General features: G+C 68.1%; 18 protein-coding genes. 10 read left to right on the plus strand and 8 right to left on the minus strand.

Features of this window, described 5'->3' with window-relative positions; genetic code table 11:
* The 3 genes from ureC to MKK88_RS24825 form a co-directional block, all read right to left on the minus strand.
* A partial coding sequence (gene ureC, locus MKK88_RS24815; protein WP_244004512.1) for an urease subunit alpha occupies nucleotides 1-1,270 on the minus strand: 1,270 nt, incomplete at its 3' end.
* Between the two features lie 2 nt (nucleotides 1,271-1,272).
* Entirely contained in the window at nucleotides 1,273-1,893 is a 621-nt protein-coding gene (locus tag MKK88_RS24820) for an urease subunit gamma (RefSeq protein ID WP_244004514.1), read from the minus strand.
* An 80-nt stretch (nucleotides 1,894-1,973) separates the two neighbouring features.
* Nucleotides 1,974-2,987 carry a LysR family transcriptional regulator gene (locus MKK88_RS24825; protein WP_244004516.1) on the minus strand — a complete coding sequence of 338 codons (1,014 nt, stop codon included), beginning with the start codon at nucleotides 2,985-2,987 and terminating at the stop codon, nucleotides 1,974-1,976.
* A 97-nt stretch (nucleotides 2,988-3,084) separates the two neighbouring features.
* Here MKK88_RS24825 and MKK88_RS33945 point away from each other — a divergent pair, with 97 nt between their 5' ends.
* The 3 genes from MKK88_RS33945 to MKK88_RS24840 are packed head-to-tail and all read left to right on the plus strand — an operon-like array spanning nucleotide 3,085 to nucleotide 5,154.
* On the plus strand, nucleotides 3,085-4,335 hold the full coding sequence (locus MKK88_RS33945; RefSeq protein WP_279602520.1) for a GNAT family N-acetyltransferase: 1,251 nt from the start codon (nucleotides 3,085-3,087) through the stop codon (nucleotides 4,333-4,335).
* Nucleotides 4,335-4,946, plus strand: a complete 612-nt coding sequence (locus MKK88_RS24835; RefSeq protein ID WP_244004518.1) for a cysteine hydrolase — start codon at nucleotides 4,335-4,337, stop codon at nucleotides 4,944-4,946. Before MKK88_RS33945 ends, MKK88_RS24835 begins: the two co-directional genes overlap by 1 nt.
* The gene (locus tag MKK88_RS24840) at nucleotides 4,939-5,154 is read left to right on the plus strand and encodes a hypothetical protein (protein ID WP_244004520.1); all 216 of its coding nucleotides are present in this window, start codon (nucleotides 4,939-4,941) and stop codon (nucleotides 5,152-5,154) included. Before MKK88_RS24835 ends, MKK88_RS24840 begins: the two co-directional genes overlap by 8 nt.
* On the opposite strand, the gene MKK88_RS24845 is transcribed toward MKK88_RS24840, so the two are convergent.
* Nucleotides 5,155-5,334: a hypothetical protein gene (locus MKK88_RS24845; protein ID WP_244004522.1), complete on the minus strand. Its 180-nt coding sequence runs from the start codon at nucleotides 5,332-5,334 to the stop codon at nucleotides 5,155-5,157.
* 402 nt (nucleotides 5,335-5,736) lie between these two features.
* Nucleotides 5,737-5,964: an HOOK family protein gene (locus tag MKK88_RS24850; protein ID WP_244004524.1), complete on the minus strand. Its 228-nt coding sequence runs from the start codon at nucleotides 5,962-5,964 to the stop codon at nucleotides 5,737-5,739.
* A gap of 546 nt (nucleotides 5,965-6,510) precedes the next feature.
* Between MKK88_RS24850 and MKK88_RS24855 the strand changes: the two genes are divergently transcribed.
* The 6 genes from MKK88_RS24855 to MKK88_RS24880 all read left to right on the plus strand — a co-directional run bounded on the left by MKK88_RS24855 (nucleotide 6,511) and on the right by MKK88_RS24880 (nucleotide 15,001).
* Nucleotides 6,511-7,782 carry an efflux RND transporter periplasmic adaptor subunit gene (locus MKK88_RS24855; RefSeq protein WP_279602521.1) on the plus strand — a complete coding sequence of 424 codons (1,272 nt, stop codon included), beginning with the start codon at nucleotides 6,511-6,513 and terminating at the stop codon, nucleotides 7,780-7,782.
* Nucleotides 7,783-7,831: 49 nt separating this feature from the next.
* Entirely contained in the window at nucleotides 7,832-11,002 is a 3,171-nt protein-coding gene (locus MKK88_RS24860; RefSeq protein WP_244004528.1) for a multidrug efflux RND transporter permease subunit, read from the plus strand.
* 98 nt (nucleotides 11,003-11,100) lie between these two features.
* Nucleotides 11,101-12,234 carry a CaiB/BaiF CoA transferase family protein gene (locus MKK88_RS24865; protein ID WP_244004529.1) on the plus strand — a complete coding sequence of 378 codons (1,134 nt, stop codon included), beginning with the start codon at nucleotides 11,101-11,103 and terminating at the stop codon, nucleotides 12,232-12,234.
* 23 nt (nucleotides 12,235-12,257) lie between these two features.
* On the plus strand, nucleotides 12,258-13,007 hold the full coding sequence (locus MKK88_RS24870; protein WP_244004531.1) for a glucose 1-dehydrogenase: 750 nt from the start codon (nucleotides 12,258-12,260) through the stop codon (nucleotides 13,005-13,007).
* Nucleotides 13,008-13,017: 10 nt separating this feature from the next.
* The gene (locus MKK88_RS24875) at nucleotides 13,018-14,166 is read left to right on the plus strand and encodes an acyl-CoA dehydrogenase family protein (protein WP_244004533.1); all 1,149 of its coding nucleotides are present in this window, start codon (nucleotides 13,018-13,020) and stop codon (nucleotides 14,164-14,166) included.
* A gap of 1 nt (nucleotide 14,167) precedes the next feature.
* Nucleotides 14,168-15,001 (plus strand): MaoC family dehydratase N-terminal domain-containing protein, encoded by an 834-nt coding sequence (locus MKK88_RS24880; RefSeq protein ID WP_244004535.1) that lies wholly within the window; start codon nucleotides 14,168-14,170, stop codon nucleotides 14,999-15,001.
* Between the two features lie 90 nt (nucleotides 15,002-15,091).
* On the opposite strand, the gene MKK88_RS24885 is transcribed toward MKK88_RS24880, so the two are convergent.
* Both MKK88_RS24885 and ade read right to left on the minus strand, forming a co-directional pair.
* A complete protein-coding gene (locus tag MKK88_RS24885) occupies nucleotides 15,092-15,517 on the minus strand; it encodes an organic hydroperoxide resistance protein (protein WP_244004537.1) in 426 nt (141 codons plus the stop codon).
* Nucleotides 15,518-15,605: 88 nt separating this feature from the next.
* On the minus strand, nucleotides 15,606-17,327 hold the full coding sequence (gene ade / locus MKK88_RS24890) for an adenine deaminase (RefSeq protein ID WP_244004539.1): 1,722 nt from the start codon (nucleotides 17,325-17,327) through the stop codon (nucleotides 15,606-15,608).
* Nucleotides 17,328-17,455: 128 nt separating this feature from the next.
* Here ade and ilvD point away from each other — a divergent pair, with 128 nt between their 5' ends.
* Nucleotides 17,456-19,285 carry a dihydroxy-acid dehydratase gene (gene ilvD, locus MKK88_RS24895; protein WP_244004541.1) on the plus strand — a complete coding sequence of 610 codons (1,830 nt, stop codon included), beginning with the start codon at nucleotides 17,456-17,458 and terminating at the stop codon, nucleotides 19,283-19,285.
* Here the strand turns inward: ilvD and MKK88_RS24900 are convergent, their stop codons facing one another.
* Complete coding sequence (locus tag MKK88_RS24900) at nucleotides 19,286-19,921, minus strand: GDSL-type esterase/lipase family protein (protein ID WP_244004543.1); 636 nt, start codon at nucleotides 19,919-19,921, stop codon at nucleotides 19,286-19,288.
* Nucleotides 19,922-19,923 lie beyond the last annotated feature (2 nt).

The raw sequence follows: 19,923 nt of genomic DNA on the forward strand, positions 1-19,923 counted from the left end.
TCCCGTGAGCGATGGCGGGATTGATCGTGTATTTCGCCACGTAGCGCCGCGCGCGCAGATTGTCCGTGCCGGTGGCATCGCCGGGGAGCGCACCGCGCTGGCGCTTCATCTTGTCGGCGGTCTGCCACGTGCGGATGATGACCTCTCCGACTCGCCCCATCGCCTGACTGTCGGACGACATCATCGAGAGCGCGCCGAGATCGTGCAGGATGTCCTCGGCCGCGATGGTCTCGCGGCGGATCCGGCTCTCCGCGAAGGCGAGGTCCTCGGGGATCGACGGGTCGAGGTGGTGGCACACCATCAGCATATCGAGATGCTCGTCGATGGTGTTGCGCGTGTAGGGCCGCGTCGGGTTGGTCGAGGAGGGCAGCACGTTGGGCAGGCCGGCCACCTTGATGATGTCGGGCGCGTGGCCGCCGCCGGCGCCCTCCGTGTGGAAGGCGTGGATGGTCCGGCCCTTGAAGGCCGCGATCGTGTCCTCGACGAAGCCCGATTCATTGAGCGTGTCGGTGTGGATCATGACCTGGATGTCGTGGGCATCGGCCACCGACAAACAGGTGTCGATCGCGGCCGGCGTCGTCCCCCAATCCTCATGCAGCTTCAGCGCGCAGGCGCCGGCCCGCACCATCTCGACGAGGCTCTCCGGCCGTGATGCGTTGCCCTTGCCGGCGAAGGCGAGGTTCATCGGGAAGGCGTCGGCGGCCTCGATCATCCGGGCGATGTGCCAGGGGCCTGGTGTGCAGGTGGTGGCGAAGGTGCCGTGCGCCGGCCCGGTGCCGCCCCCGAGCATCGTGGTGACGCCGGAGCACAAAGCCTCCTCGATCTGCTGCGGGCAGATGAAGTGGATGTGGCTGTCGAAGCCCCCGGCGGTGAGAATCTTGCCCTCACCGGCGATGACCTCGGTACCGGGGCCGACCACGATGTCCACGCCCGGCTGCACGTCCGGGTTGCCGGCCTTGCCGAGCCGGAAGATCCGTCCGCGGACAATCCCGATATCGCACTTTACGATGCCCCAATGGTCGAGCACGACGGCGTTCGTGATGACCGTGTCGACGGCGCCCCCGGCATTCGTCACCTGGCTTTGGCCCATGCCGTCGCGGATGACCTTGCCGCCGCCGAACTTCACCTCCTCACCGTAGGTGGTGAAATCACGTTCGACCGTGATTTCCAGACTGGTATCGGCGAGGCGGATGCGGTCGCCGACCGTCGGGCCGAACATGTCGGCATAGGCGGCACGGGGCAGGCTGGCGGGCTTCGGGGTGTTGGCCATTGTTACAAGTGCCCCATCACGTTGCCGCGGAAGCCGTAGACGGTGCGGCCGCCCGAGAGCGGCACCAGCGTCACCTCCCGGGTCGACCCCGGCTCGAAGCGGACGGCCGTTCCAGGGGCAATGTCGAGCCGCTTGCCGCGGGCCTGCTCCCGGGCGAAGACGAGGCCCGGATTGACCTCGTAAAAGTGGTAGTGCGAGCCGACCTGGATCGGGCGGTCGCCCGTATTGGCGACCTCGAGCACGGTGCGCTCGGCGCCGTCGTTGAACACGATCTCGCCGGGCAGCGTCGTCACCGCACCGGGGACGTCGGCGGAGGCCGCGCCGCGAATCGGGTGATGGACCGTCACCAGCTTCGTGCCGTCCGGGAAGGTGGCCTCGACCTGGATGTCGTGGATCATCTCGGCGACACCCTCCATCACCTGATCGACGCTCAGCACGGTGGCGCCCGCCTGCATCAGATCGGCGACAGTGCGGCCGTCCCGGGCGCCCTCGACCACGAAGTCGGTGATCAACGCCACGGCCTCAGGGTGATTGAGCTTCACGCCACGGGCCAGGCGGTTGCGCGCCACCTGGGCCGCCATGGCGATCAGCAGCTTGTCCTTCTCGCGGGGTGTCAGCAGCACGGGCAACCTCGTCGTCACGACGGCGGGAGCAAGGATCATGCGCGCGGCGCGGTCAAGGGTACGAAATCCGGCCGTTCCGATCAGGGTGTCATCGCGGTGAACCCGGCGAACAGGTCGTGGAGAGGTGCCCCCTTGATCGCGGTCGGCAGATCCCGGGGGTGGATGAATTCGTCCCGGAACCACGGATAACGCCGCGGGTCGAAGGCGGCGCGGACCCAATCGATGGTCCGGCGAACCCGCTCGATGCGTTCGACGTCCGGATGGTAGGTCAACCAGATGTCGAGGCTGTACCGGCCGAGATTGTCGACCGGCACGACCCGGGCGCCGATCGCGCTGGCATAGGTGGGCAGCAGGCCGATCCCGGCGCCCTTGGCGATCGCCCAGTAATACGCACTGCTGACGTTGATCTTCAGGGCGATCGGTACCGTGGCGGGGAAACCCGGGATCCCCCGGCTGTATTCGTCGAGGCGGATCGTCTGGCCGCTCGCCTGGACCACGATCCTGTGGCGCGTCAGCTCCTCCGGAGAGGCAGGAATTCCGTAGGTCTCTTCGTACTCGCGTGCCGCATACGGCAGAAGGTGGATCCGCCCGAGCTTGACCATCCGCAGATCGGGGCTCGTCGGCCGGGTCAGCTGGATGGCGATGTCCGCCTCCAGACGCAGGACATCGGCGGATTCCATCGCGCAGCGCAGATCGACGGTGAGGCGCGGATTGGCCCGCTGGAATTCGACGAGCCGCGGCGCGAGCCAGAAGGCGCCGAGGCCCTCGGTCACCGCGATCCGCACCTCGCCGGTTTCCGAAAAGGGTGCGGCCTCGCCAGCCCGCAACAGCCCGAAGGCGGCGGCCTCCATCCGGCCAGCGGATTTCAGGATCGCCTGCCCCTCGGCGGTCAGCCGTATGCCGTCCACATGGCGTGTGAGCAGCGGCGCTCCGATCAGGGATTCGAGATCGCCGATCCGCCGGCGCACCGAATTCACCGACAGGCCGAGTTGTGCGGCGGCAGCCCGGAAGCTCCCGGCCCGCTCGAGCACGAGGAAGACCCGGATGCTCTGCCAATCGGGCATCAGGTCCGGGGCCGGCGCGACCTGTTCCATCTATGGAACGCCCCTGTTCCGAATTTTGCACATACAGCTGGAGCGCTAGATGCGAAGTGCTCGACGGTCAATCCGAAACCGAATGACAGGTCATCCGATGACGGTGCACGTCGATCGCTCTCAATTCGTCCCCGGGTATTCGGATCGACTTGGGCATTCACCAATCACCGGTCGGCAGCGGCATGAGCTCGGCGCCATCCGGATCGAGCGGGTCGCCCGGCATCTCGTGGTGTTCATGCCGGCGCCGACCGACCTCGCGCGGTTGATCGAAGCCGCGCGGGCTGATCTGCCGGACCTCGCGCCACCGCAGATCGTTCAGCGGGTGATGTCCCACAATCCGGATAGCGTTCTCGCCATCGCTCACCGGCACAAGTTCGATGCGGGTGCCCCCCGGGGCGAAGGCCTCGTTGCCTGCCTGATGCTGAACGCCGCAGGGCTCGCGGCTCTGAGAGCCGGCACCTTCGATGCGTCCGATCCGCCCGTCTCGATGCTGGCGGGTCAGCACGAGCGCCCGGCCGGCATCTACGTCTGGGCCGTCTACGCGCGCCGGCGGCTTGCGGGTGGTGTCGGCCTCGTCTTCGATCGGCTGTCCAGCCCGAACTATCAGGGGGTCGACTTCTACGCGCGGGCCGCGACGCCGGAAGGCGCAGCGCTCCTGACCACCTTGGGTTTCGAACCGCCCAGCGCCCATCACGGCGGCCTCTACCACTTCGCCCGCGGATCGAAGCCCGAGACGGCACCGAGCTATGACAGCCACCGCCCCGGCGGGACTGGGACAAGCGTCGCGGTGGCCCGGAGCATGGAGGATCTGTCGCGCGTCATCGCGTTGCGCGCCACCGTCTACATGGCGGAGCAGGCCTGCCCGTACGAGGAGGAGTTCGACGGAAACGACCTCTCGGCCACCCACCTGATCGGCTATGTCGGCGATGAGCCCGCGGGATGCTTGCGGATTCGGTTCTTCGCGGATTTCGCGAAGATCGAGCGGCTGGCGGTCCGGGCCGAGTATCGCAACACCCGCATGGCCTTCGCCCTCGTCCGCGCCGGAATCGAACTCGCCCGGGTGAAAGGCTATCGCCGCCTCTACGGGCACGCGCAGAAGCGCCTCGTCGGCTTCTGGAGCCGCTTCGGCTTCCGCGTGTTCGAGGGCGCGCAGGAACTCGTGTTCTCCGACTTCGACTACGTTGAAATGCTGCTGGAGGCGGAACCCCATCCCCAGGCGATCGGGATCGGCATCGATCCCTACGTCATCATTCGGCCGGAGGGCCGCTGGCACCGGGCGGGGGCCCTCGATCGCTCGCGAAGCCGCGCCGTGACCCGGCCTTCCGTCGACACCAAGGTCGCCCTGTGATGCGCCAGATCAATCCGGCGCTCTATCGGCGGCCACGCAGCGTCCCGGTGCTGGTGCTGGTCGACATGCAGCAGGAATACGAGATCGCGGGCCGGCCGCTCGCGCTCCCGAGCATCGGTCCGGCGCTCGCGAATTGCCGGCTCGCCCTGGACCACGCCCGCGAAAGCGGCATCCAGGTCGCCTACGTCCGCTGGATCGGCGCGCCTTTGTTCCAGGCCGGAACGCGCTTCGCGCGTTGGATCGACGGCTTCGGGCCGCAGAGCTGCGACATGATCTTCGATCGGGACCGGCCCTCCTGTTACGCCAGTCCGGCCTTTGCCGACGTCATGGAGCGTGGCTGTCCGCCCCTCGTCATCGCGGGCTTTGCGGGTGAAGCCGCCTGCCTCGCCACCGCGATCGACGGTTACCACCGCGGTCAGGACATCACCTTCCTCAGCGATGCCTCCGCGAGCCACGGTCTCGATGGGATCGCCGCCGCAGACATCCACCGCTCGGTGAGCGCCGTTCTACGCGCCTTCGGGGATGTCATGAACACCCAAGCCTGGATCGCCGCGTCATCGCCCTTCGGCGCGGCCGCGTTCCCCTCAAGCTCGACCCATGCCCATGATTGATCGCACTCAGAACGACCGTGCCGGGGGAGCCGCCCATGCAGCCGACGCGGAGATCGAACTCCGCCTCGGACGCCACGCGGTCGCGCTCCTGGAGGCAGCCCGCGATGCCGGCGACCCGACGCTGATCGCCCATGCCGAGGCCATGGCCATGGCGGTTGGGTACGCGCTGGCCGCCCGGGTCACCGACGGTGTCCTGCGCGAGGATTGATCAGGCTGCGTCGTCCTCACCGCCGATCAGGCGCATGGCGCGCAGCCGCTCCGTGCGCTCGTCGCGCGACCGCCGATCCGCGTCGAGGGCCAGCCAAAGGGCGATCGTCTCGGGATCTTGCCCAAGATCGTTGCGGACGTCCGCGTCGCGCGGCGAAGGGGTCTGATCGAAGGCGTCCATCGTAACGGATCCGAGCCGTGAGCGGCCGTCCACTACAGGCCGGAGATTGGCTGGTCGAGCCCGAAGCCGCCCCCTCGCTTCGACAATGAGCCGGCATCGTCACGCGAAAGCCGGCGGCCAACAGAGCTCGCTTCGAAGCACCGCCTAAAGCAAAGCTGGAGACGGCGCCTCGACAGCGCCGGAGTGTGAAATCGTAGTCACACGCCTGTGTGTCTCAGCTCGCGTCCAGCGGGACAGGCGCCCTATCTCTCCAGCAGAGCAGGCCCCTCGGACTCGCGAGGTGGCGAGGTCCGTTTCTCGCCCTCGACCTGTCAGAAACATCTTGGACACCGGCGCATCCTACAGGATCCCGCCGCCCGCGGGCGGCGTCGCGACTGCCCGGCGTTTCGCACGGGCAGTTTATCAGGCCTGGGATCCGGTCAACGTGGCGATGACGGCTTCGACCACATCGATCTGCTGCTGTACGGCGACGAAGCGTAGTCCAGCCTCCGATCCGTCGCCCAGCACGAAGCTGCCCTTCTGCCGCCGCGTCTCGCGCAGCTTTCGAACCGATGCGACAATGATCTGCCGTTCCTCGATGAGTGCGGCATGCAGCTCATTCAGGCCGTCCAGTTCCAGCGTCGGGGCCATGCAGCGTTCTGAGCTCAGCGATCCGTCGCGGAAGCGTCGGCCGAAGGGGCGGGAAGGGTGCGACGCGCCATCGATCAGACGACGCGACGGTGCCGAAGGTACGCCGCGCCCCCAGGTTTTGCACCTGTCGGGTGCTTGCAAGGTGTGTGGCCGCGCGGGCGGCGGTTGGGCGGGCGCGCCACGGTCCCCAGGCATACCCCGCCCGTCGACCGGGGGAGCATCGGCGGGACCGGATCCGAAATCCGGCACGAGAAGTGCCGCTCCACCGGCACAGTTTGCTCCCGATGGAGGCTATGCAAGGTTTGGCACTGTGTCCCGGGCTGCATTCCGCCGGCTCCGCATAAGCGCGGAATCAGGGGTGGCGCGCGATCGGCTCGACGCGATGCGTGCCGCGCGCGCGCCGTCAGGTCGATTGTTCGCTCTGCCCGCGGCGCGCCCGCGCCGGATTGCCGAACCGCACCGATGTGGATCGCTCGGATTGTATGCTACTGAATGCAAAATATTCCCGGCGGCCTCATGGTCGGTTCGAGGGGCGGATGTGAGCGCATGCTGAGCGATGATGCGGATCATCACGCCGTGTCTCGATCGGATGAGATCGAGCCGGCGCCGGGCAGGGGCGACCCGCGGCGGCCGGCCGGCAGCCGGCCAAGGCGGACCCGAGGCTTCGCGCTGATATTGATCCTGCTCGCTGCGGCAGGTGGCGGCGCCTATGGCTACACGCGCCTCAACCAGCCGGAGGCGAAGCCGAAGGCTGCCGCGCCGCGACCCGTTCCGGTGACGCTCGGCACCGTCGAGCAGGGCCCGTTCGCCCTCGTGTCGAACGGGCTTGGCACCGTCCAGGCCTACAATACCGTTCAGGTTCGCACCCGGGTCGACGGCGAGATCCAGCAGGTCGCGTTCCGCGAGGGGCAGAACGTTCACAAGGGCGATGTCCTCGTCCAGATCGATCCGCGCCCCTATCAGGCGACGCTGGATCAGGCGAAAGCCAAGAAGGATCAGGACACCGCCAACCTCAACAACGCCAAGGCCGACCTCGTCCGGTATACGGGGCTCGGTGCGTATGCGTCGCGGCAGCAGACTGAGACGCAGACCGCCCTGGTCGCGCAGCTGACCGCGCAGGTCGCCTCCGATCAGGCCGCCATCGACAACGCTACGACTCAGCTCGGCTACGCCACGGTCCGGGCCCCGATCGCCGGCATGACCGGCTTCCGTCAGGTCGATATCGGCAACATCGTCACCGCCGCGGGCCAGACTCCGATCGTGACGATCACCCAAGTCGAGCCGATCTTCGTGGTGTTCACCGCGCCGGAGGACCAGCTTCCCGCCATTACCGCGGCCATGCGGACCGGGGACGTTCCCGTCGAGGCCTGGAGCTCGGACGGGGTCACCAAGCTCGCTGACGGCAGGCTCGCCTTGTTCAACAACCAAGTCGACACCGCGACCGGCACGATCCGCCTCAAGGCCGTGTACGGGAACCAGAACCACGCGCTCTGGCCGGGCCTGTCGGTCTCGACCAAGATGCGGGTCGGGATCGTCGCAAGCGCCACGACCGTGCCGGACAACGCGATCCAGCACGGGCCCGATGGGCTCTTCGCTTTCGTGGTCGATGACAACGACCACGCCCACCAAGTGTCCCTGAAAGCCGGGCGATCCGATTCGGGCCGTACGCAGATCATGAGCGGCGACCTGAAGCCGGGTGCGCGCGTCATCACGGCCGGTCAGTACAAGGTGCAGGACGGCAGCGTGGTCGCTGAGGCGCACGCCTCCGGCGCGGCGCAGGCGGATACGTCCAAGCCTCAGGTCGAGGCGCACCGCTGATGCGCTGGATCACCCGGACGATGGATCGGCAGCGGCGCGGGATCCGGCGATGAAAGGCGGCATCTCCGCGCCCTTCATCCGGTTCCCGGTGGCGACCACGCTGATCATGGTCGGCATCCTGTTCCTCGGGGTGGTGGCCTATCCGCTGCTGGGCGTCGCGCCGCTGCCGCAGGTGGACTTCCCGACGATCCAGGTGACGGCACAGCTGCCCGGCGCGAGCCCGGAAACCATGGCGTCCTCCGTGGCGCAGCCCCTGGAGCGGCAATTCTCGCAGATCCCGGGCGTCTCACAGATGACGTCCCAGAGTTCCCTCGGGATCTCGTCGATCACCGTTCAGTTCGACCTGAACCGGAACATCGACGGGGCGGCGAGCGACATCCAGGCGGCGATCAACGCCGCCAGCGGCCAGCTCCCGAAGAACCTGCCGACCCCGCCGACCTACCGGAAGGTCAACCCGGCCGATTCACCGATCCTCCTGCTCTCGGCCACCTCCGACACGATGCCGTTGATCGAGGTAGATGACGCGGTCGACGTGCAACTCGCCCAGCGCATCAGCCAGATCTCCGGCGTGGCGCAGGTGTTCATCGGCGGCCAGCAGAAGCCGGCGATCCGCATCCAACTCGATCCCGCCAAGCTCGTGGCCAAGAATCTGTCGATGGAGGACGTGCGCACGCAGCTCACTCTCACCACCGTCAACAACCCCAAGGGCAGTATCGACGGCAGCAGCCACAGCTACACGATCTACGCCAACGACCAGCTGACCGCGGCGAAGAACTGGAACGACGTGATCGTCGCCTACCAGAACGGCGCGCCCTTGCGCGTGCGCGACATCGGCCGCGCGGTCGCCGGGCCGGAGGACACCAAGCAGGCCGGCTGGACCAACGGCAAGCGCGGCGTGTTCCTCGTGGTGTTCAAGCAGCCCGGCGCCAACGTGATCGACACGGTGGACAGCATCAAGGCGCAGCTGCCGCGTCTGACCGCAACGCTGCCAGCCGGCATCAAGATCGACATCCTGAGCGACCGCACCCAGACCATCCGCGCTTCGGTCGAGGACGTGCAGTTCACCCTCCTGCTCACCATCGTGCTGGTGGTGGCGGTGATCTTCGTCTTCCTGCGCAGCTTCTGGGCGACCGTGATCCCGAGCGTGACCGTGCCGCTCGCGCTCCTCGGCGCCTGCGCGCTGATGTGGATGGCGGGCTACACCCTCGACAACCTCTCGCTGATGGCGCTGACGATCTCGGTCGGTTTCGTGGTCGACGATGCGATCGTGGTGCTGGAGAACATCAGCCGCTACATCGAGGAGGGGATGCGGCCCATGGAGGCCGCCTACAAGGGTGCGGGCGAGATCGGCTTCACCATCGTGTCGATCTCGGTATCGCTGATTGCGGTGCTGATCCCGCTCCTGCTGATGGGCGGCATTATCGGCCGTCTGTTCCGCGAGTTTGCCGTCGTGTTGTCGATGACGATCGCGGTCTCCGCCTTCGTCTCGCTCACGCTGACCCCGATGATGGCCTCACGGCTCCTCAAGCCGCACGGTGCCGAGCGGCACGGCCGCCTCTACCGGATGAGCGAGGCCGGGTTCGATTGGCTTCTGTCGCTCTATGAGGACGCCCTCGACGTGGCCCTGCGCTTCCGCAAGGTCACGCTGCTGGTCTTCTTCGCGACGCTGGCGCTGACCGGCTACCTGTTCGTGGCGATCCCGAAAGGCTTCTTCCCGCAGCAGGATACCGGCTTCATGATCGGCGTCACCGAGGCGGGGCAGGATATCTCGTTCTCGGCGATGAAGACGCTGCAAGAGAAGGTCGGCGCCATCGTCCAGGCCGATCCGGCGGTGGCCACCGTCGGCATGTCGCTCGGCGGCAACGGGCAGGCGCTGAATTCCGGGCGCATGTACATCACGCTGAAGCCCCGCGATGAGCGCGACGTCAACGCCTTTCAGGTGATCGGGCGGCTGCGGCCGAAGCTGGAGCAGGTCGAGGGCATCCGCACCTTCATCCAGGCGACGCAGGACGTGCGCACGGGCGGCCGCACCTCGCGCACCCAGTTCGAATACACGCTTCAGGATCCGAATCTCGCCGAGCTGAACACTTGGGCGCCGAAGATCCTCGACAAGATGAAGACCCTGCCGGAGCTGCGCGACGTCGCCACCGACCAGCAGACCCGCGGCACGACGCTCACCCTGTCGATCGACCGCGACGCGGCCTCGCGCTATGGCATCACGCCTCAGCTCATCGACGACACGCTCTACGACGCGTTCGGCCAGCGGCAGATCGCGCAGTACTTCACGCAGCTCAACAGCTACCATGTGGTGCTGGAGGTTCTGCCGGCCCTGCAGGGCAGCGTCGACAGCCTGGACAAGATCTACATCAAGGCGCCGAACGGCGGTGGTCAGGTGCCGCTCGCGGCCTTCGCCCGCTGGACGACCGTGCCGGTCGCGCCGCTCGCCGTAAACCACCAGGGCCAGTTCCCGGCGGTGACGATCAGTTTCAACCTCGCCCCCGACGTGGCGCTGGGGCAGGCCACCGAGGCGATCGCGCAGGCGATGCGGGACTTGCAGGTGCCCCCCACCGTGACGAGCGGCTTCCAGGGCACGGCACAGGCCTTCCAGCAATCGCTCTCGACGGTGCCGCTGCTGATCCTGGCCGCCCTGTTCGTAGTCTATCTGATCCTCGGCATCCTCTATGAGAGCTTCATCCACCCGATCACCATCCTGTCGACGCTGCCCTCGGCCGGCGTCGGCGCGCTCGCGGTGCTGATGTGGGCGGGATTCGATTTCAGCCTGATCGCGCTGATCGGCATCATCCTGCTGATCGGCATCGTGAAGAAGAACGGCATCATGCTGGTCGACTTCGCGATCGTGGCCGAGCGTGAGGAGGGGCTGACGCCGGAAGAGGCGATCCGGAAGGCCGCTTTGCTGCGTTTCCGTCCGATCCTGATGACCACGATGGCGGCGTTGCTCGGTGGTATCCCGCTCATGTTCGCCCATGGCACCGGGTCCGAGATCCGACAGCCGCTGGGCTACGCCATGGTGGGCGGTCTTGCGGTCAGCCAAGTCCTGACGCTGTTCACGACGCCCGTGATCTATATCTACCTCGACCGACTGGCCCATCGCTTCTCCTATCGGGACAAGCCGGAGGCCGCCGAATCCGTGCTCGATGAGCCCGCGGTCGAGCCGGTGGAGGAGGTTCGAGGGCCTCCGACGCTGCGGGCAGCGGAGTAAGTCGAGACGCACGTCACGCCGCTTCGCTTGGCACGGCCGGCTTCTGAACCAAATGAGTCCGGATAGGCCGGCAGGCCCATCGGATTCGAAGGATGCGGATGAGCCGGAATCTGCCGCTGCGAGGGCTCGTTGTCCTCACCCTGGAGCAGGCGGTCGCGGCGCCCTACTGCACCTCGAGGCTCGCCGATGCCGGGGCGCGAGTTATCAAGATCGAGCGCCCGGAGGGCGATTTCGCCCGGGGCTACGATGCGGCGGTCCATGGCCTGTCGAGCTACTTCGTCTGGCTCAATCGCGGCAAGGAGAGCCTCGTCGCGGATATCAAGGATCCGGAGGATGCGCGCCTGCTCCACGCGATCCTCGCCCGGGCCGACGTGTTCGTTCAGAACCTCGCCCCGGGCGCCGCTGCCCGCGCCGGCTTCGGGTCCGCAGAACTGCGCGCACGCCATCCGCGCCTGATCACCGTCGACATCTCTGGTTATGGTGCCGGCCACGCCTACAGCGACATGAAGGCCTACGATCTGCTGGTCCAGGCCGAGAGCGGGCTCGCCGGCATCACCGGCCATCCGGCGGGTCCCGGTCGGGTCGGCGTCTCGGTCTGCGACGTGGCCTGCGGGATGGACGCCCACGCCGCGGTCCTGGAGGCGCTGATCGCCCGGGGCATCACGGGCCAGGGCTGCGCTCTCGCGGTGAGCCTGTTCAGCGGCGCGGCCGACTGGATGAACGTGCCGCTGCTCTATTTCGAGGGCACCGGCCAAGAACCGCAGCGGGTCGGCCTCGCCCATCCCTCGATCTGTCCCTACGGCGCCTTCCCGACCGCCGACGACAGCCTCGTGCTGATCTCGATCCAGAACGAACGTGAATGGGCGCGCTTCTGCGCGGTGGTGCTGGAGGATCCCGACCTCGCAATCGCCGAGGGCTACGCGCCCAACACCGCCCGGGTCGCCAACCGCACGACTGTGGACCGGCGCGTGGCCGACACCCTGGCGCGGCTGACCCGCGAAGCCGCGGCGACCCGACTTCAGGAGGCCGGCACTGCCTACGGCTTCGTCAACACCCTCGCCGATCTCGCCGCCCATCCCGCTCTGATGCGCGCCGCGGTCGAGACGCCCGGCGGGACCGCCCATATCGTGGCGCCGCCGGTCCTGATCGACGGACAGGCCCGATCCCTTGGTCCGGTTCCCGCGATCGGCCAGCACAGCGCACGCATCCGCGGGGAATTCGCAGACCGGTGAACTTCACGACAGGGGAGGGGCGTATGAGGCTCGACGGCAAGATCGCGATCGTGACGGGGGCGGGCAGCGGCTTCGGAGCAGGCATCGCCCGCCGTTTCGCCGAGGAAGGTGCACGGGTCGCCTGCATCGACATCGACAGACCGGCGGCCGAGCGGGTGGCGTCGGAGATCGGTGCGAATGCCTTCGCCGCCGGCGCGGATGTCGGCAGCGCCGCCGAGGTCGAGGCCGCTGTCGCGGCGACGCGCGAGCGCTTTGGCGATCCGCACATTCTGATCAACAACGCCGGCACCACCCACCGCAACAAGCCGCTGCTGGAGGTGACCGAGGAGGAGTTCGACCGCGTGTTCCGCGTGAACGTGAAGTCGATCTTCCACTTCGTCCGGGCGGTCGCCCCCCTGATGCGCGACCAGGGGGGCGGCGTCATCGTGACTGTAAGCTCGACGGCCGCGCTCCGGCCGCGCCCTGGGCTGACATGGTACAACGCGTCGAAGGGCGCGGCGAGCCTCGCCTCCAAGTCGCTGGCGCTGGAACTCGCGCCCTGGAAGATCCGGGTGAACGCCCTCTGTCCGGTGATGGGCGCGACAGGGCTGCTCGAACAGTTCATGGGTGTGCCCGACACGCCCGAGAACCGCGCGCGGTTCATCGGCACGATCCCGCTGGGTCGGATGTCGGAAGCCCGCGATATCGCGGCGGCGGCGCTGTTTCTGGCCTCGGACGAAGCCGAATTCATCACCGGTGTCGATCTGCCCGTCGATGGCGGCCGCACGGCCTGAGGAGCGAGCCATGGAAGCCTATACCGAGATCCGGGAAGCGGTGGCGAAGCTCTGCGCGGGCTTCCCGGGCTCCTACTGGCGGGCGCTCGATCGGGAGATGACCTACCCGACCGCCTTCGTGAACGCCCTCACCGAGAGCGGCTACCTCTCGGTCCTGATCCCGGAAGCGTATGGCGGCTCGGGTCTCCCGCTCTCGGCGGCCGCTGCGATCCTGGAGGAGGTGCAGCGGGCCGGCTGCAACGGTGGCGCCTGCCACGCACAGATGTACACGATGGGCACGCTGCTCCGGCACGGCTCGGAGGCTCAGAAGGCCGAGTACCTGCCGGGCATCGCCGAGGGGCGCCTGCGGTTGCAGGCCTTCGGTGTGACGGAGCCGACTTCCGGCACGGATACCGGCAGCCTGCAAACCACGGCACGGCGCGAGGGCGACCGCTATGTGGTCAACGGGCAGAAGATCTGGACAAGCCGCGCGGAGCATTCCGACCTGATGCTGCTCCTCGCCCGGACGACACCGCGCAGTGAGGGCATGAAGCGCACCGACGGCCTGTCGGTGCTTCTCGTCGACATGCGGGAGGCGCGGGGCAACGGCCTCACCATCCGGCCGATCCGCACGATGATGAATCACGCCACCACGGAGGTGTTCTTCGACAACCTCCGCGTTCCGGCCGAGAACCTGATCGGCGAGGAGGGCAGGGGCTTTCGTTACATCCTGTCCGGCATGAACGCGGAGCGCATCCTGATCGCCGCCGAATGCGTGGGCGATGCCAAATGGTTCATCGACAGGGCGAAGGCCTATGCCGGCGAGCGCTCGGTCTTCGGCCGGCCGATCGGCGCCAACCAGGGCGTGCAATTTCCGATCGCCCGGGCCTACGCCAACATGCGGGCGGCCGAGCTGATGGTGCGCGAGGCTTTGAATCTCTATGAGGGCGGCGCCAATCCGGGCGCCGAAGCCAATATGGCCAAGATGCTCGCCGCTGATGCGTCGTTCGAGGCGGCCAACGTCTGCATCCAGACCCATGGCGGCTTTGGCTTCGCCGAGGAATACGATGTGGAACGCAAGTTCCGCGAGACGCGCCTCTACCAAGTGGCGCCGATCTCGACGAATTTGATCCTGGCCTACCTGTCCGAGCACGTGCTCGGCCTGCCGCGTGCGTACTGAGATGAGCGACCTGACCGCCTGGATCGGCCGGACCCGCGCGCAATCGGACCTCGTCACGCCGCGTTTGATCGCCGAGTTCAACGCGACCTTCGCACCGCATCTCGCGCCGGTCGCGGATGGGACGGCGCCCCCCGCTCTGCATTGGTGCCTTGCCCCGGAGACGCCCCCGGCCGACGCCCTCGGGCCGGACGGGCACGCCGCGAAGGGCGGGTTCCTGCCCCCCGTGCCGCTGCCGCGCCGCATGTGGGCCGGCGGCCAGATCGAGACCGTGTCGGAATTGCACGTCGGCGATGCGATCACCCGCACCGAGACCGTGCGGGATGTGGTGTTCAAGGAGGGGCGCAGCGGACGTCTCTGCTTCGTCACCGTCGAGCACGCGGTGGCGACCGGCCGCGGCGTGGCGATTCGCGAGCGGCAGGACATCGTCTACCGGGAGGCTGCCGGCGCCGAGACGGGCCGGAGTTCCGATGCGGAGCGCGATGAGGCAAGCGCCTACGCTCACGTCTGGGCCGTGCCGGCGACACCGACCTTGCTGTTCCGCTACTCGGCCATGACGTTCAACGGCCACCGCTTCCACTATGACCAGCCCTACGCCACCCAGGTCGAGGGCTATGCGGATCTCGTGGTTCACGGGCCGATGCAGGCGACGCTGCTGATGAACCTCGCTGCCACGCTGCTGGGGCGGGTGCCGCGGATCTTCCGCTATCGCGGCTTGTCGCCGATGACCGCAAACCAGAGTGTTCGCGTCTGCGGCCGCCGAGGCGCGGCGGGATTCGAAGGTATCACCCTCGACGAGGCGGGCCGCCTCTGCATGCGCGCGCAGGCAGTCGAGTAGCCGACCGTTTCGGCTGCGCAGCCGTCCCCGCATCCGAGGGATGGGTGGACGCCCCGAGGGGGGATCGGGGCGCCCCGGATCGCGACCGCGTCAGGCGAGCTTCAGCCCGACATCGACGTTGCCGCGGGTCGCGTTCGAATACGGGCAGACCTGATGGGCGGCATCAACGAGCTTCTGCGCGTCGGCGCGATCGAGGCCCGGAAGGCTGACCGTCAGATCGGCGGTGATGCCGAAGCCGCCCTCGGAGCGCGGGCCGATGCCCACATCGGCGGTCACGCTGGTGTCGGCCGGGACCTTCAGCTGCAGCGAGGGCGCCACGGCCTTCATGGCGCCGAGGAAGCAGGCCGAGTAGCCGGAGGCGAAGAGCTGCTCCGGGTTCGCGCCGGGACCGCCCGCGCCGCCGAGCTCCTTCGGTGTCGCGAGCTTGACCTCGAAGCTGCCGTCGGCGGTACGGGCCGCGCCGTCGCGGCCTCCGGTGGCGGTGGCGGTGGTGCGGTACTTCACGTCGACGGGCATATGTTTCTCCGGTTTTCGGATACGTGTCGGCATCTAGGGGCGGGCGGGCCAGTGCATAGTCCCGGATTAGATTGTGCGCAATCGTTATTCAGGGGTCGATCAGGCAGAACCGATCGACATCGACCAGGCCGCGGTCGGTGATCTTGAGATGGGGAATGACCGGCAGCGGCAGAAACGCCACCTGCAGGAATGGCTCGGGCAGGACCACGCCCAGCCCCCGCGCCGCGGACCGCAGGGCGACGAGATCCCGTCGAATCGTGTCGAACGGGCGCTGGCTCATGAGGCCGGCGAGCGGCAAGCTGATCTCGGCGAGAACGCGTCCGCCCTCGACGACGACGAAGCCGCCTTCGATTTCGCCCAACCGGTTCACCGCCACCGCCATATCGGCCTCGTCGACGCCGACCACCGTGATGTTGTGGCTGTCGTGGCCGACCGAGGAGGCGATGGCGCCGCGCTGCAGTCCGAACCCCTTCACGAAGGCGACGCCGATCCCGCGATCACCCGGGGGCGTGCGTCCGTGGCGTTCCACCACCGCAACCTTGATGACATCCTGGGCAGGATCGACCTGCCGCTCGCCACCGGCATAGGGCAGCGACAGGTCGTGGCGCAGGGTGATGATCTTGCCCGGGACGACGCCGATCACCGGTGTCGAGGGTCCGGAGCCGGGCGCTGCGAAATCCGCGGCTGTCACCCGCCGCGCCCGGATGCTGTTGCGGCCGATCGGTGTGACGGGCGGGCGGGCGGCGAACAGGGCCTCCTCCACCGGCCGGCCGGCCGTGAAGACGTGTGAGACCGCGCAGGTCGCGAGATCATCGATCACCACGAGGTCGGCCCGCTGGCCCGGCGCCACGAGGCCCCGGTCGTGCAGGCCGAAGGCGCGGGCGGCCGACCACGACGCGGCCCGGTAGGCCGCCAGCGGCGGCGCGCCGAGCGCGATGGCGGTGCGGATGACGAAGTCGAGATGCCCCTCCTCGGCGATATCGAGGGGGTTTCGATCGTCGGTGCAGAAGGCCAGAAACGGCGCGGTCCGCTCGGTCAGGATCGGCGCCAGGGCGTGCAGATCCTTGCAGACCGAGCCCTCCCGGATCAGCACGGTCATACCCTTCGAGAGTTTTTCGAGCGCCTCCTCGGGCGTCGTCGCCTCATGCTCCGTGCGGATGCCGGCGGCGATGTAGCCATTGAGCTCCGCGCCTCGCAGCAGCGGGGCGTGGCCGTCGATGGGCCGGCCCTGGAAGGCGGCGAGCTTTTCCAGCACCGCGGGATCGCTGGCGAGCACCCCGGGGAAATTCATGAACTCGGCGAGCCCGATCACCTTGGGATGGGCGGCAAACGGCAGAAGATCGGCCGCATCGATCCGGGCGCCCGAGGTCTCCAGATGGTCGGTCGCCGGGACGCAGGAGGAGAGCTGCACCCGCAGATCCATCGCCAGCGTCTCGGACGAAGCCAAAAACCACGTGAAGGCATCGACGCCGAGGACGTTGGCCATCTCGTGCGGATCGCAAATCCCCGTGGTCACCCCGTGGGGCAGCACGCAGCGCTCGAATTCCTGCGGCGGCATCAACGACGATTCCACATGGAAATGGGTGTCGATGAAGCCCGGCACCGCGATCTTGCCGGCAATGTCGATCTCGCGCCGCCCGCGATAGGTCCCGAAGGTACCGACGATCCGGTCACCGCAAATGGCGATATCGGACGCAACGAGATCCCCGGTCACGAGATCGAAGAAACGCCCGCCCTTGAGGACGAGATCGGCCTCGGTGCGACCGATCCCCTGATCGATGACCCGCCGCAGGAAATCCACCTGTCGCATCGCGTAATGTCGCCTCCGCCCCGCTATCCGCCAGGAGCATGCCACGGATGCGAGGCCTTCGGCGACGCTTGCAGGCGGGCCGGTAGGGGCGCAGAAGCCCGGCACCTGCGCAACAGTCGAACCTGCCGATGCCCGCCTATCGTTCCCGCACCACGACCCACGGCCGCAACATGGCCGGCGCCCGCGGCCTCTGGCGCGCGACCGGAATGAAGGACGCCGATTTCGGCAAGCCGATCATCGCGGTGGTGAATTCGTTCACGCAGTTCGTGCCGGGCCACGTTCACCTCAAGGATCTGGGCCAGCTCGTCGCCCGCGAGATCGAGGCGGCGGGCGGCGTCGCCAAGGAATTCAACACGATCGCGGTCGATGACGGCATCGCCATGGGTCATGACGGGATGCTCTACTCGCTCCCGTCCCGCGAACTGATCGCCGACTCGGTCGAGTACATGGTCAACGCGCATTGCGCGGACGCGATGGTGTGCATCTCGAACTGCGACAAGATCACCCCCGGCATGCTGATGGCGACGCTCCGCCTCAACATCCCGACCGTGTTCGTCTCGGGCGGCCCAATGGAGGCCGGCAAGGTCCAGCTGCCGGGCATCGCCAGGAAGGTCGATCTCGTCGACGCGATGATCGCGGCCGCCGACGACCGGATCTCCGACGAGGACGTGGCGGTGATCGAGCGCTCGGCCTGCCCGACCTGCGGCTCGTGCTCGGGCATGTTCACGGCGAACTCGATGAACTGCCTCACCGAGGCGCTGGGGCTGGCGCTTCCTGGCAATGGATCGGTGCTCGCCACCCACGCCGACCGCAAGCGCCTGTTCGTGGAGGCCGGCCACCTGATCGTCGATCTCGCCCGCCGGCACTACGAGCAGGACGACGGGGGCGTGCTGCCGCGCGCGGTGGCGAGCTTCAAGGCGTTCGAGAACGCCATGACCCTCGACATCGCCATGGGCGGCTCGACCAACACGGTGCTGCACCTGCTGGCCGCTGCCCATGAGGGCGAGGTGCCCTTCACCATGGCGGATATCGACCGCCTGTCCCGGCGGGTGCCGGTGTTGTGCAAGGTCGCCCCGGCGGTGGCCAACGTCCATATGGAGGACGTGCACCGGGCGGGCGGCATCATGGCCATCCTGGGCGAACTCGACCGTGCCGGCCTGATCGATACAAGTGTCGGCAACGTCTCGGCCGGGACGCTCGGCGGGGCGCTCGCGCGCTGGGATGTGCGCGGCGAACCGGCCACCTCGGTCCAGAGCTTCTACCGGGCGGCCCCGGGCGGCGTGCCGACCCAGGTGGCGTTCAGTCAGGAATCGCGCTTCGACGAACTCGATCTCGACCGGGAAGGCGGCGTGATCCGCGACGCCGCCCATGCCTATTCGCAGGATGGCGGCCTCGCTGTGCTCTACGGCAATCTCGCCGAGCAGGGCTGCATCGTGAAGACCGCGGGCGTCGATGCCTCGATCCTGACGTTCACCGGGACGGCCCGGGTGTTCGAGAGCCAGGACGCCGCGGTGGATAGCATCCTCAACGGCAAGGTGACGGCCGGCGAGGTGGTGCTGATCCGCTACGAGGGCCCGCGCGGCGGCCCCGGCATGCAGGAGATGCTGTACCCGACAAGCTACCTGAAATCGAAGGGTCTGGGTAAGGCCTGCGCCCTCGTGACGGACGGGCGATTCTCCGGCGGGTCCTCGGGACTCTCGATCGGTCACGTCTCCCCGGAGGCGGCCGAGGGTGGTCTGATCGGCCTCGTGCGCGACGGCGACACCATCGCGATCGACATCCCGGCCCGCAGCATCTCCCTCCAGGTCGATGCGGGCGAACTCGACCGGCGGCGCGCCGAGCAGGCGGCGGCGGGCTGGCTGCCGGCGAAGCCCCGCAAGCGCAAGGTCAGCGCGGCCCTGCGCGCCTACGCGATGCTGACGACCAGCGCCGCGCACGGCGCCGTACGCCGGGTCTGATCAGCGGGCGACGGGTAGCAACGCCGCGATGCGCTGCCGCAGGGATCTGCGCGCCGGTGCGGTCGCGGCGGCCGTGCCGGACGGAAGGCGACCGAGGGCGGTGAGCATCAGCGGCTCGATCGCCGCGTAGCCGGCCTTGCTGAGGTGGAGCCCGTCGGTGCCGTAGGACCGGCGCAGGCCGCCCGATCCGTCGGTCAACACGGAATGGTAGTCGATGTAGGTCGCCCCATGCGCGTGCGCATTGTCGCGCAGCCACCCGTTGACCGCCGCGATCATCGCGGGGGCGTCCTTCACCTCCGGGTTCCAGGGGATCCGGGCGGCCGGCATGATCGAGCCGACCCAGGCCTTCACGCCCATCGCCTGGGCCTCGTCGAGCATGCTGGCGAGGATCCGGGTGATCTCTTCGGCCGGGACGAAGAACCCTTCGTTGCGACCGATGTCGTTGACCCCGCACAGGAGGTGGACGCCCCCGGCCCCTGTCTCCTCGAGATCGCGGCGGAATCGCATGGTGATCCAGCGCGCTGTCTGGCCCGATCCCCCGCGGGGAATGAGATCGTGGGCGGCAAACGTGGCGGCGCGGTGATTGCCCCACTGCTCGGTGATCGAGTCACCGATGAAAACGATCGGTCGCACCATGG

The sequence above is a fragment of the Methylobacterium sp. E-005 genome, from assembly GCF_022829725.1.
Lineage (GTDB): Bacteria > Pseudomonadota > Alphaproteobacteria > Rhizobiales > Beijerinckiaceae > Methylobacterium.